Annotated in this window: 10 protein-coding genes; 6 read left to right on the forward strand and 4 right to left on the reverse strand. The window is 61.2% G+C overall.

Annotation, left to right across the window (positions count from 1 at the left end; translation table 11 throughout):
- Positions 1–100 precede the first annotated feature (100 nt).
- The 3 genes from AB7813_RS24670 to AB7813_RS24680 all read left to right on the forward strand — a co-directional run bounded on the left by AB7813_RS24670 (position 101) and on the right by AB7813_RS24680 (position 4773).
- Positions 101–1759 carry an electron transfer flavoprotein-ubiquinone oxidoreductase gene (locus AB7813_RS24670; RefSeq protein ID WP_441228619.1) on the forward strand — a complete coding sequence of 553 codons (1659 nt, stop codon included), beginning with the start codon at positions 101–103 and terminating at the stop codon, positions 1757–1759.
- 310 nt (positions 1760–2069) lie between these two features.
- Positions 2070–3857, forward strand: coding sequence for a tetratricopeptide repeat protein (locus AB7813_RS24675; RefSeq protein ID WP_231078089.1), 1788 nt, complete (start codon positions 2070–2072; stop codon positions 3855–3857).
- Positions 3858–3861: 4 nt separating this feature from the next.
- Positions 3862–4773, forward strand: a complete 912-nt coding sequence (locus tag AB7813_RS24680; protein ID WP_093759544.1) for a 4-(cytidine 5'-diphospho)-2-C-methyl-D-erythritol kinase — start codon at positions 3862–3864, stop codon at positions 4771–4773.
- Positions 4774–4941: 168 nt separating this feature from the next.
- Here the strand turns inward: AB7813_RS24680 and AB7813_RS24685 are convergent, their stop codons facing one another.
- Entirely contained in the window at positions 4942–5721 is a 780-nt protein-coding gene (locus tag AB7813_RS24685; RefSeq protein WP_441228620.1) for an SDR family oxidoreductase, read from the reverse strand.
- A gap of 145 nt (positions 5722–5866) precedes the next feature.
- Between AB7813_RS24685 and AB7813_RS24690 the strand changes: the two genes are divergently transcribed.
- Positions 5867–6943, forward strand: coding sequence for a tartrate dehydrogenase (locus tag AB7813_RS24690; RefSeq protein WP_439057167.1), 1077 nt, complete (start codon positions 5867–5869; stop codon positions 6941–6943).
- 72 nt (positions 6944–7015) lie between these two features.
- Here AB7813_RS24690 and AB7813_RS24695 read toward each other — a convergent pair whose 3' ends face one another.
- Genes AB7813_RS24695 through AB7813_RS24705 form a run of 3 tightly spaced genes read right to left on the reverse strand, consistent with a single transcriptional unit; the run spans position 7016 to position 10153 of the window.
- Positions 7016–7924, reverse strand: a complete 909-nt coding sequence (locus AB7813_RS24695) for an NAD(P)-dependent oxidoreductase (RefSeq protein WP_439057168.1) — start codon at positions 7922–7924, stop codon at positions 7016–7018.
- A gap of 22 nt (positions 7925–7946) precedes the next feature.
- Positions 7947–9194, reverse strand: a complete 1248-nt coding sequence (locus tag AB7813_RS24700; RefSeq protein WP_231078085.1) for a Zn-dependent hydrolase — start codon at positions 9192–9194, stop codon at positions 7947–7949.
- Positions 9195–9235: 41 nt separating this feature from the next.
- Positions 9236–10153, reverse strand: coding sequence for a LysR family transcriptional regulator (locus AB7813_RS24705; protein WP_309947612.1), 918 nt, complete (start codon positions 10151–10153; stop codon positions 9236–9238).
- A 119-nt stretch (positions 10154–10272) separates the two neighbouring features.
- On the opposite strand from AB7813_RS24705, the gene AB7813_RS24710 reads away from it, so the two are divergent.
- Entirely contained in the window at positions 10273–11091 is an 819-nt protein-coding gene (locus AB7813_RS24710; protein WP_120288426.1) for a putative hydro-lyase, read from the forward strand.
- An 81-nt stretch (positions 11092–11172) separates the two neighbouring features.
- Entirely contained in the window at positions 11173–12423 is a 1251-nt protein-coding gene (locus AB7813_RS24715; RefSeq protein WP_120288427.1) for an ABC transporter substrate-binding protein, read from the forward strand.
- Positions 12424–12592 lie beyond the last annotated feature (169 nt).

Consider the following 12592-nt stretch of genomic DNA (forward strand, 5'->3'; position numbering starts at 1 on the left):
GCCCCCTGTGCATTTAGGTGGTTGTTCTTCCGTGAAAAATCGGAAACAACAGCCCTTAGAAGCGTTCTGAACGGGTTGGAAACGGGTCTGAGACGAGATTATGAGCACTGAAGAACTTCCGCCGCGCGAGTCCATGGAATTCGACGTCGTTATCGTCGGTGCCGGGCCCTCGGGTCTGTCGGCCGCGATCCGGCTGAAACAGCTCAATGCGGACCTGTCCATCGTTGTCGTGGAAAAGGGTTCCGAAGTCGGTGCGCACATCCTGTCCGGCGCGGTGATCGATCCCGTCAATCTCGACAAGCTGATCCCGGATTGGCGCGAGGATGCGGACTGCCCGCTCAAGACCCAGGTCAAGGACGACCAGTTCTATTTCATGACCAAGACCGGCGGCTTCAAGCTACCGAACTTCTTGATGCCGCCGCTGATGAACAATCGTCACTGCTACATCACCTCGCTTGGCATGGTGTGCCGTTGGCTGGGTGCGAAGGCGGAAGCGCTTGGCGTCGAAATCTATCCCGGCTTCGCGGCTGCCGAGACGCTGTATGACGACAATGGCGCCGTGCGCGGCATCGCCACTGGCGACATGGGTATAGGCCGCGACGGCAAGCCGAAGGATTCGTTCACCCGAGGCATGGAACTGCTCGGCAAATACACGCTGTTCGCCGAAGGCGCGCGTGGTTCGCTGACCAAGCAGATCATCGCCAAATTCGCCCTCGACAAGGATTGCGAGCCCGGCAAGTTCGGCATCGGCATCAAGGAAGTCTGGCAGATCGATCCGGCCAAGCACCAGAAGGGCACGGTGAAGCACTCGTTCGGCTGGCCGCTCGACAATGACGTGGGCGGCGGCACGTTCCTGTACCACTACGACGATAACCTCGTGGCTGTCGGCTTCGTGCTGCACCTGAACTACGAAAACCCCTATCTCTATCCGTTCGAGGAATTCCAGCGCTTCAAGACCCATCCGCTGATCCGCGACACATTCGAAGGCGGCAAGCGCCTCGCCTACGGTTCGCGTGCGATCACCGAGGGCGGCTACCAGTCGGTGCCGAAGCTGGTCTTCCCGGGCGGGGCGCTGATCGGCTGCGCCGCAGGCTTCGTCAACGTGCCGCGTATCAAGGGTGTTCACAACGCCATGGCGTCAGGCATGCAGGCTGCCGAGCACGTCTCCGCTGCGCTGGCTGCAGGTCGCGCCAATGACGAGTTGATGGAATACGAGGCCGGCTGGCGGTTGTCCTCGATCGGCAAGGATCTCTATCCGGTCCGCAACGCCAAGCCGCTGTGGTCCAAGTTCGGGACCCTCCTCGGCAACGCGCTCGGCGGCTTCGACATGTGGTGCAACACGTTCGGCTTCTCGCTGTTCGGCACGCAGAAGCATGAGAAGCCTGATCGCAAGGCGCTCAAGCCCGCCAAGCAGTATCAGCCGATCGTCTATCCGAAGCCGGACGGCAAGATCACATTCGATCGCCTGTCCTCGGTGTTCCTGTCGAACACCAATCACGAGGAAGACCAGCCGATCCATCTCAAGGTTGCCGACATGGCGCTGCAGAAGTCGTCGGAGCACGACGTCTTTGCCGGCCCGTCGAATCGCTATTGCCCGGCAGGCGTCTATGAGTGGGTGGAAGAGTCGAGCGGTGCGCGATTCCAGATCAATGCGCAGAATTGCGTCCACTGCAAAACCTGCGACGTGAAGGATCCCAACGGGAACATCACCTGGGTTCCGCCGGAAGGTGGCGGCGGCCCGAACTACGAGGCGATGTAACCGGTTCGCTGATTACGATTGTGTGAGCGGCGGCGCCCGTAGGCGGGCCGCTACACCGGCCGGATGTCACGATAACGCCACAGTGCGAGCGTTCTCAGGGGCAGTGGCGCAATCCGGCGGCCCAATTGCTGACAGGCTTCAAGGTGCCACTGGTGCGATCGCGCCTCCGATCCTTGCGATTGACCGCCAAACGCGGCATTGTTGGCATGCGCACTATTGCCGGGTCGGCTGCGCATCCGAGCCTGTCTTGCAGTCTTGCTCGCATTTTGCTCGATATCCTGCCCGTAAATCCTGGAGCTAGGCGAACCCTATGTTGTCCATCCGTTTCAATCGTTTGACGCTCGCTGCCGCGACGGTCGCCGTCCTCGCGATGCCCGGTCAGCTGCTGGCGCAAACCCCGGATCATACCGGCGATAGCTCGGCTGCCCAGTTTCCCACCTCCCGTGACCTGAAGTCGCTCACCACCGCCGGCAGCTATCTGGCCGCCCGCCACGCCAGCGTCGAGCGCGACGCCACCTCGGCTGCGGCGTTTTACCGCTCTGCTCTGCGCACCGATCCGAAGAACAACGAGCTGCTCGATCGCGCGTTCATCTCCTCGCTCGCTGACGGCGATATCGAAGAGGCCGTCAAGCTCGCCGATCGCATCCTGACCATCGACAAGTCGAACCGCGTCGCCCGTCTCGTTGTGGGTGTGCGCGATCTCAAGCTGAAGAAATACGCTGCCGCGCAGACCAATATCAACCAGTCGGTCCGCGGCCCGATCACCGACCTCGTTGCGACGCTGCTGTCGGCCTGGGCCGGCTACGGCGCCGGTGAGAGCAAGACGGCGATTGCCAATATCGACAAGCTGGCCGGTCCGGAATGGTATCCGATCTTCAAGGATCTGCATGCCGGCCTGATCCTCGATCTTGCCAACAAGCAGAAGGATGCGGGCGCCCGTTTCGAGCGTGCCTACAAGCTCGACGACTCCGCGTTGCGCGTGGTCGACGCCTATGGCCGCTGGACCTCGCGCAACAAGGACGATGCCGCAGCGCTCGGCATCTATGAGACCTTCAACAAGAAGCTCGCCCGTCACCCGCTGGTGCTGGAAGGTATCCGCGAGACCAAGGCCGGCAAGAAGCTGGCGCCGCTGGTCGACAGCCCGCAGGCTGGCGCTGCTGAAGCGCTCTATGGCATCGGCGCGTCGCTGACACGCCGCGGCGGTGAGGATCTCGCGCTGGTCTATCTGCAGCTCTCGCTTTACCTCAAGCCGGATCACTCGCTGGCGCTGCTGTCGCTCGCCGACCTCTATGAGTCGGTGAAGAAGCCGCAGATGGCCATCAAGGTCTATGAGCGCGTGCCCGCCAATTCGGCGCTGAAGCGCAACGCGCAGATCCAACAGGCCACCGATCTCGATGCGGCCGATCGCAGCGATGAAGGCATCAAGATTCTCAAGGGCGTTGTCGCCGACGATCCCCGGGATCTCGAAGCCATCATGGCGCTCGGCAATATCGAGCGTGGTCGCAAGAAATTCGCCGATTGCTCCGAGACCTACACCAAGGGCATCGACGTCATCGCCGCCAACCAGGACAAGCCGAACTGGGTGTATTTCTACTTCCGCGGCATCTGCCTGGAGCGTTCGAAGCAGTGGGCCAAGGCTGAAGTCGATATGCGCAAGGCGCTCGAATTGCAGCCCGAACAGCCGCATGTTCTGAACTATCTCGGCTATTCCTGGATCGATCAAGGCATCAACCTCGACGACGCCATGAAGATGATCAAGCGTGCCGTCGATCAGCGTCCGGACGATGGCTACATCGTCGACTCCCTTGGCTGGGCCTATTACCGCATTGGCAATTTCGACGATGCCGTGAAGCAACTTGAGCGCGCCATCGACCTGAAGCCGGAAGATCCGACCATCAACGACCATCTCGGCGACGCCTATTGGCGCGTCGGGCGCAAGCTGGAAGCCAAGTTCCAGTGGCAGCACGCCAAGGATCTGAAGCCGGAAGCCGAAGAGATTCCGAAGATCGAAGCCAAGATGGAAAACGGTCTGTCGGACGAGCCATCGTCGTCGGCCGCATCCAACGACAAGAAAAAAGAAGACGGCAAAGGCGGCTAATTCCATGGTTGGGGGCACGACCGGTTCAACGAGCCCGGTTCTCGAAGAAGATGCGCGCGCCAAGGTCAATCTGACCCTGCGCGTCATCGGCCGTCGAGTTGACGGCTATCACGATCTCGAAAGCGTCGTGGCCTTTGCCGATTGCGCCGATAGATTGACGCTGGATGCGGGCGGCGATCTGTCGCTGACCGCGACCGGCCCGCGCGCGCAGGAATGCGGCGACACCGCCGATAATCTCGTGATCAAGGCCGCTCGGCTGCTCGGCGAGCGCGTCGAGGGTCTCACATTCGGGCGCTTTGCACTCGACAAGCACTTGCCGGTTGCCGCCGGCATTGGCGGCGGGTCGGCGGATGCTGCCGCAGCGCTCCGCCTCTTGGTGCGCGCCAACAATCTCGAAATGGACGATCCCCGCGTGCTCGAAGTGGCGCGCCTGACCGGCGCCGATGTGCCGGTTTGCGTGCCGTCGCACGCCTGCGTGATGACGGGTGTGGGCGAAAACCTGCTGCCGCTCAGCATTCCGCGTTTACCCTGCGTGATGGTCAATCCGCGCGTGCCGGTAGCGACCAAGGATGTGTTCAAGGAGCTCGGCCTGAAGAATGGCGAGCTGCGTGTCGGCGTCAAAGACGTCCTGAAACGGGCCACCTGGCCGAATGAAGGCGGCTCACTCGATGCCTGGATCGACGCGCTCAATGCCGGAACCAATGATCTTGAAGCGCCCGCATTGAAGGTCGAGCCCGTGATTGACACCGTGCTGTCGGCCTTGCGCGGTGCCGAAGGCGTTCGCTTGGCCCGCATGTCGGGTTCGGGCGCGACCTGTTTTGCGCTGTTCGGCAATGACACCGACGCGCAGCGCGCGGCCGGTGCCATTCAACTCGCCCACCCGCTGTGGTGGGTGCATGCCGGCGCACTGAGCTAGCGCGCTTTTTCCCTCGCCCCGCCTGCGGGGAGAGGGTGGCGCGGACGAAGTCCGCGACGGGTGAGGGGGAGCCAGCGAGTGAAACACTGGCTCCCCCTCACCCGGATCACTCGCTGCCGCTCGTGCTCCGACCTCTCCCCGCAAGCGGGGCGAGGTTAAGAAAAGCGACTAACTGCCCCAGCCTGCGCTGTAGCCACCATCCACCGTGTAGATCACGCCGGTCGTATAGCCCGCGCGATCTGACGCCAGAAACGTCATCATGTCGGCGATCTCGCGCGGTTTCGCAGCGCGGCCGAGTGGCAAGCCCTGCTGCAATTCCCGGAAACGGTTCTCGTCCCCGAATTGCGCCTTGGCGCGGGTCTTCATCAGCGTGATGTGGCGCTCCGTCTCCACTGGGCCCGGATTGATACCGACCACGCGAATATTGTCCTTCAGGCTCTTGCCGCCGAGCGCCCGCGTAAACGCCATCAGCGCGGCATTGCCGGCGCTGCCACAGATGTAATTGGCGTCGAACTTCTCGCCGGCTGCGCCGATATCGTTGACGATCACGCCGTGGCCGCGGGCCTTCATCTGCGCATAGACGAGGCGCGTCAGATTGATGAAGCCGAACACTTTGAGATCCCAGGCATGGCGCCAGGTCGGCTCGTCGATCCTGTCGAGCGATCCGCCGGGAATATCGCCGGCATTGTTCACGAGGATGTCGATATCGCCGGCGGCAGCCGCCAGCGACGCCAGATCGTCCGGCTTGCGCAGATCGACGCCATGCACGGCGACGTCGATCTGGTGGTTGGATCGCAGCCGGTCTGCCAGCGCTTGCATCTGCTCCACATTGCGGGCCGCGAGGCGGAGATCGCAGCCTTCTTCGGCAAACGCTTCCGCGGCCGCCGCGCCGATACCCTTGGATGCGCCCGTGATCAGGACGCGCTTGCCGCGCAAATGAAGATCCATGGAATGCCTCTGGATTGCAGAAGGGAGTGTCTGCGACAGAGTTAGGCCCCTGCGGCAAAACCGGTCAACATTGCAGTGCAGCGTTGATCGCAGGCCGGCTTTGGTCCACATCTGCAGGCAGAATTACTGGCGAAGGAAACCCCACGTGAGCGCACAAAAAGAATATCGGATCGCGGTCATTCCCGGTGACGGCATCGGCAAGGAAGTCATGCCGGAAGGCCTGCGTGTCCTTGAAGCGGCAGCGAAAAAGCATCGTGTGAAGGTGCATTTCGATCATTACGACTTCTCGTCCTATGACTATTACGAGAAGCATGGCCAGATGATGCCGGACGACTGGAAAGCGCAGATCGGCAAGCATGATGCGATCTATTTCGGCGCCGTCGGCCTCCCGGCAAAGATTCCGGATCACATTTCGTTGTGGGGCTCGCTGATCAAGTTCCGGCGCGAATTCGACCAATACGTCAATCTGCGCCCGGTGCGCCTGATGCCCGGCGTGCCCTGTCCGCTGGTCGGCCGCAAGCCCGGCGACATCGACTTCTGGGTGGTGCGCGAGAATACCGAGGGTGAATACTCATCGGTAGGCGGTCGCATGTTCCCGGACACCGACCGTGAATTCGTTACCCAGCAGACGGTGATGACCCGCACCGGTGTCGACCGCATCCTGAAATTCGCGTTCGATCTCGCGCAGTCGCGGCCGAAGAAGCACCTGACCTCGGCGACCAAGTCCAACGGCATCGCGATTACGATGCCCTATTGGGACGAACGTGTGAAGGCGATGGGCGCGAACTATCCCGATGTGAAGTGGGACCAGTATCATATCGACATCCTCACCGCGAATTTCGTAATGCATCCGGACTGGTTCGACGTCGTGGTTGCATCCAACTTGTTTGGCGACATCCTGTCCGATTTGGGCCCGGCCTGCACCGGCACCATCGGCATCGCGCCATCCGGCAATATCAATCCGACTGGCGATTTCCCGTCGGTGTTCGAGCCGGTGCATGGCTCGGCGCCGGATATTGCCGGGCAGGGCATCGCGAATCCGATCGGTATGATCTGGTCCGGCGCGATGATGCTGGAGCATCTCGGCGAAAAGGCTGCTGCGGATTCCATCGTCAAGGCGATCGAACGCACACTCGAAGAGCGTACACTGCGGACGCGCGATCTCGGCGGTCAGGCCGATACCGGCGCTTGCGGCAAGGCCGTCGCTGAGATGATCGAGTAATCTCCTGCTACTGATGCGCAAAAAAATGCCCGGCGTCATGCCGGGCATTTTCGTTTCAGGATAGCTCGAAGGTTAGGCGGCGATCCGCCGGCAATGCTTCCACGCCGCCGCGATCAAATTCACGCTCGCTTCCGGCGTGCGGAAAGCCGAATGCGCCGATAGCGTCACGTTCGGCAGTGTTGTCAGCACATGGCCAGCCGGCAGCGGCTCGATGTCGAACACGTCGAGGCCGGCATGGCGCAGATGACCGGACCGGAGCGCATCGATCATCGCCGCTTCATCGACCACGGCTCCGCGCGCTGTGTTGACGAGAACGGCTCTCTTTTTCATCTGGCCGATACGTTCGCGGGTGATCATGCCGCGGGTTTCGTCGTTCAGCAGAAGATGAATTGAAACGACGTCGCTCTGCGACAGCACGGTTTCCATGTCAGTGAACTCGACACCGGGATGGGTCTTCGGCGACCGGTTCCAGGCAATCACCTTCATGCCCGAACCGAGCGCAATACGCGCGACTTCCGCAGCGATGCCGCCGAAGCCGATCAGACCAACCGTTTTGCCAGTCAGCTCCATGCCTTCATCGCGCAGCCAGTTGCCGGCCCGCATTTCACGGTCTTGCTGGGCAAGGCCGCGCGCAGCAGCCCACATATGCGCGATGGCGCATTCGGCAACGGCCGTATCGCCATAGCCGCGGATCAGGTGGACTTCGATCCCCAGCTCGGCGAGCTCCTCGATATGCATATAGCTGCGCGCACCGGTGCCGAGAAACACCACATGCTTCAGGCCGGCGCACTGCTTGGCCACATCGGTCGGCAGATAGGTGTGATCGACGATGGCGATCTCGGCGCCGTCCAGCACCTCAGGCAAATCGGCCGACTTGATGTCCTCATCCCGATTGATCTTGATTGCGATGTCGCCCGGCTGCGTCAGCCGTTCCAGAATCTTCGCCAGCTCTTCGCTGGCATCGACGAATACACCCCGCATCACTATCCCCTGTCTGTCTTCGTTACTTCGATGCGACGCCGGCAAGCGCCAGCACCGTATGCATCAATACATTGGCGCCGGCGGCGCAATCTTCCTGCGTCGAGCTTTCGAGCTCGTTGTGGCTGATACCATCCTTGCTCGGAATGAACACCATCGCTGTCGGCATGATGTTGTTGAGGTTGCAGGCGTCGTGGCCGGCGCCTGAGGTGATACGGCGATGCGAGTAGCCGAGCGACGTCGCGGCCGTCTCAACCGCATTGACGAAGTCCTTGTTGAAGTGCGTCGGCGGCTTGTGCCAGACCTTGTCGAAGGCGACGTCAACCTTGCGATGCGCGGCGATCTCCTTGATGGCATCGCGCACGCCTTTCTCGATGGCGTCCAGCTTGCCGGCGTCGGCGCTGCGCAGATCCATGGTGAAGGCGATCTCGCCGGGGATCACGTTGCGCGACGGATTTGCGATCACGGCTTCGCCGATAGTGCCGAGCGCGCCGATATTGCTGACGACACGCTCGGTGGCCAGCACGATCTCGGACAGTGTCGCCAGCGCATCCTTGCGCAGCGGCATCGGGGTCGAGCCGGCATGGCTCTCGAAGCCGGTGATCTTGCCGTCGAACCACAGCACGCCCTGGCCAGAATCGACCACGCCGATGGTCTTGCTTTCGGCCTCCAGGATCGGGCCTTGCTCGATATGCAGTTCGACGAAGCCCGAGAATTTCTGCGTGCCGACCGCAACGTCGCCGCGATAGCCAATCTCGTCGAGCGCTTCGCCGACGGTGACACCTGCAATGTCCTTGCGCGACAGAATGTCGTCGGTGGTGAAGTCGCCGACATAGGCAGCGGAGGCCATCATCGCCGGCGCAAAGCGCGAGCCTTCTTCATTGGTCCAGTTGGCGATGCAGATCGGCATCTCGGTCTCGATGCCGGCATCGTTGAGCGTGCGCACGACTTCGAGTGCGCCGAGCACGCCCAGAATGCCGTCGAACTTGCCGCCGGTCGGCTGGGTGTCGAGATGCGAGCCGACGCCGATCGGGGCCTTCGACATGTCGCGGCCCTTACGCAGCGCGAACATCGAGCCGAGGGCATCGACATGCACCTCCAGGCCGGCATCTTCGCACGCCTTGCGGAACCAATTGCGCACCAATTTATCTTCAGGCCCGAGCGTCAGGCGTCGCACGCCGCCTTTTGGGGTGCCGCCGAATTTCGCTGTCTCGTTGATCGTGTCCCACAGCCGTGCGGAATCGATTTTGAGGTTGTCGCCAAGCTTGGTCATGCGGTCTGTCCCGAGAAGTTTGTGTTGAAGAGGCCTGCTTTTCAATGACCCGACGCTGCCGGCTCGTCAACCAATGGGCTGTTCTGCGCCAGTTGCGCAGCAATGCCTGCGACGAGTTCGATTGCGGCCGTGTCGGGTGACGCGAGCCAGCTTGCCGAAAATGTCAGCGGCTGGAGCTGCAGGTTGGTATTAAGCAATTGCAGCCGTCCGTCCGCGAGTTCGTTCTCGATGATGGCTGTCGGGATCAGTGCGATGCCTAAGCCTTCGATCGCCATGTGCATCACGGTAGATAGCGACGCGCTGGCGTGCAGCCGGATCGGTGGCAGGTCGGGCCGGTTGAACAGCGAGCGCGCGATCTCGTAGGGCCGGGTCTTGCGCGAGAAGGTGATGATGGGAAATTTCGCGAGGTCGTGGATCGAGAGTGGACCGTCGCCGAGCTTGAGCGAAGGGCTGGCGAGAAAGCCGACGGGGTAGTCGCACAGCACACGGTTGCGAATGTTGGATGTCGAAAGCGGCCCGAGCACGAAAGCCAGATCGATCTCCTGTGCCTGCAACCGCGCGTTCAGGTTCGGCGTGATATCAACCTCGATTTCGAGGGACAGGTTCGGATACGAGATGTTGACGTGCTTGATCAGCCGCGTCAGCAAAGTGTGGACGATGGTCTCGGCGACGCCGAGCCGCAGCACGCCGCGCATTGCCGAGCGATCGCCAACCGCCGCCATCATCTCGGAGCGCAGGCCGATCAGCTTTTCGGCATAGACCAGCATCTGCCGTCCGGCCGGCGTCGGCGAGGCCATACGGCGGTCACGCTGCAGAAGCCGCACGCCCATCTCGTGTTCCAGTTGCGCGATACGCTGGGAGATTGCCGGCTGGGTCGTGTTGAGCTTCTGGGCCGCGCCGCGGAAGCTGCCGAGATTGACCACCCAGAGAAAAGTCTCCAGCGCCTTGAAGTCCGCCATGGATGCGATCCGGCTATCGATAAGTAGGATTTATGGATGTCGATTAAAAACAACGATTAGACATTATACTAGCCCTGAGTTTCAGTGCGTGTCGAGGCAGAATTAGGCAGGACACTAAGATGGCTATTTCTTCGGCAGCGCAGCAAAGCGACGATCGATCCTCGGATTTGCCCAGCGCGGTTGCTCGCCGCGAATATCGCGCGGGCAAATATGGCAGCACCGCCGGAGTAGCCCCGGGTTATGTCCAGGGCAATCTCGTGATTTTGCCGGAAGCCCAGGCCGCAGCCTTTCATCGCTTCTGCCAGCTCAATCCGAAGCCGTGCCCGATCATCGGCATGTCGGATGTCGGCAATCCAAGCATTCCCGCGCTCGGTCTTGATCTCGATATCCGGACTGACATTCCGCAATATGTCGTCTGGAAGGATGGCGAGGCGATTGATCGCCCTTACGAGGTGACGAAGTACTGGCGCGACGATCTCGTGTCTTTTGTCATCGGATGTTCGTATTCGTTCGAGGAAGCCATGATGGCCGACGATCTGCCGATCCGTCATATCGAGCAGGATGTGCTGGTGCCGATGTATCGCACCAACATCGCCTGCAAATCCGCAGGCCCGTTCGCCGGGCCGATGGTGGTGTCGATGCGACCGCTGAAGCCGGCTGATGCGATCCGCGCCGTCCAGATCACCTCGCGTTTTCCCGCAGTGCATGGTGCGCCGGTACATCTGGGTCTGCCGCAGTCGATCGGCATCAAGGATATCAACAAGCCTGATTACGGCGATGCGGTGCGCATCAATGATGACGAGATCCCAGTGTTCTGGGCCTGTGGCGTGACGCCGCAAGCCGTCATTGCTGCAGCGCGCGTACCGTTTGCGATTACGCATGCGCCGGGTGTCATGCTCGTCACGGACCTGAAGAATAAGCATTTGGCTGTTTTATAAGAAGCAGCTTGCCGATCTTTCGGGCTTTACCGTAACCTTGATTAGTTTCATCGATAGCCGCCGGTCACAAAGGACAAAGACATGACGATTTCTCGCCGAAACGTATTGCTTGGAGGCGCCGCTTCCGCCGCGCTGCTGCCTCTCGCCAAGCCTGCGCGCGCGCAGGTCAAGGAAGTCGTGATCGGCGTGATTTATCCGCTGTCTGGCGCCAGCGCGCAGATCGGCGTCGACGCGCAGAAGGCTTTCGAAACGGCTGCCGATATCATCAACAAGGATTACGATTTCGCGTTGCCGATGGCGAAGGGTGAAGGCTTCACCGGTCTTGGCGGCGCCAAGGTGCGTCTCGTATTTGCCGATCACCAGGCCGATCCGCAGAAGGGCCGCGCTGAAGCCGAACGCCTCATCACCCAGGAAAAGGTCTCGGCCATCGTCGGCACCTACCAGAGCGCCGTAGCCGTCACCGTCAGCCAGATCTGCGAGCGCTACCAGATCCCGTTCCTGTCGGCCGACAACTCGTCGCCAAGCTTGCATCGCCGCGGTTTGAAATATTACTTCCGCGCCGCTCCGCATGACGAAATGTTCTCGACGGCGATGTTCGATTTCTTCGATGCGCTGAAGAAAAGGGGGCAGAAGATCGAGACGCTGGCTCTGTTCCATGAAGACACGATTTTCGGTACGGACTCGGCGAATGCGCAGCTCAAGCTCGCTGCCGACCGCGGTTACAAGATCGTCGCGGACATCAAGTATCGCGCCAATTCGCCGTCGCTCACTGCCGAAGTGCAGCAGCTCAAAGCTGCCAATGCCGACGTGCTGATGCCGTCGAGCTACACCACCGATGGCATCCTGCTCATCAAGACCATGGGCGAACTCGGCTACAAGGCCAAGAACATCGTCGCACAGGACGCCGGCTTCTCCGAGAAGGCGCTGTATGACGCGGTCGGTGATAAGATTCCGGGCGTGATCTCGCGCGGTTCTTTCTCGCTCGATCTCGCCGCCAAGCGTCCGATGGTCGGCAAGATCAACGACATGTTCAAGGAGAAGTCCGGCAAGGACTTCAACGACTACTCCTCGCGCCAGTTCATGGGCCTGATCGTGATGGCCGACGCCATCAATCGTGCCAAGTCCACCGATGGTGAGAAAATCCGCGAAGCGCTGGTCGCCACCGACATGCCGGGCGAAAGCACGATCATGCCGTGGGCCAAGGTCAAGTTCGACGAGTTGGGCCAGAACAACAACGCCGATCCGGTACTGCTGCAGTATAATGGTGGCAAGTTCGTTACCATCTTCCCGCCGCAGGCCGCCGTGGCGGATGCGATCTGGCCGATGCCGTAAGGCGCGTTCTCTAAACGCATGTGGCGTCGTCGTCGGACTCGACGACGTCACCACACACTCCGGTGTCATCCCCGCCTAGCACGCCAAAGGCGTGCGGGGGGCGGGGATCCATATCCTCCGAAGGATTGGTTTGCACCTGGTCTGACCGGCATCGCCCAGTTGTGATGTC

Origin of the sequence: Tardiphaga sp. 20_F10_N6_6 (assembly GCF_052076045.1) — a bacterium.
Classification (GTDB): Bacteria; Pseudomonadota; Alphaproteobacteria; order Rhizobiales; family Xanthobacteraceae; genus Tardiphaga; species Tardiphaga robiniae.

What these genes read in the sequence shown, in the direction of transcription:
- AB7813_RS24705 (WP_309947612.1), bottom strand. Translation starts at nt 10,153, where the DNA reads ATGGCGGACTTCAAGGCGCTGGAGACTTTTCTCTGGGTGGTCAATCTC.
- AB7813_RS24700 (WP_231078085.1), bottom strand. Translation starts at nt 9,194, where the DNA reads ATGACCAAGCTTGGCGACAACCTCAAAATCGATTCCGCACGGCTGTGG.
- AB7813_RS24670 (WP_441228619.1), top strand. Translation starts at nt 101, where the DNA reads ATGAGCACTGAAGAACTTCCGCCGCGCGAGTCCATGGAATTCGACGTC.
- AB7813_RS24680 (WP_093759544.1), top strand. Translation starts at nt 3,862, where the DNA reads ATGGTTGGGGGCACGACCGGTTCAACGAGCCCGGTTCTCGAAGAAGAT.
- AB7813_RS24675 (WP_231078089.1), top strand. Translation starts at nt 2,070, where the DNA reads ATGTTGTCCATCCGTTTCAATCGTTTGACGCTCGCTGCCGCGACGGTC.
- AB7813_RS24715 (WP_120288427.1), top strand. Translation starts at nt 11,173, where the DNA reads ATGACGATTTCTCGCCGAAACGTATTGCTTGGAGGCGCCGCTTCCGCC.
- AB7813_RS24710 (WP_120288426.1), top strand. Translation starts at nt 10,273, where the DNA reads ATGGCTATTTCTTCGGCAGCGCAGCAAAGCGACGATCGATCCTCGGAT.
- AB7813_RS24685 (WP_441228620.1), bottom strand. Translation starts at nt 5,721, where the DNA reads ATGGATCTTCATTTGCGCGGCAAGCGCGTCCTGATCACGGGCGCATCC.
- AB7813_RS24695 (WP_439057168.1), bottom strand. Translation starts at nt 7,924, where the DNA reads ATGCGGGGTGTATTCGTCGATGCCAGCGAAGAGCTGGCGAAGATTCTG.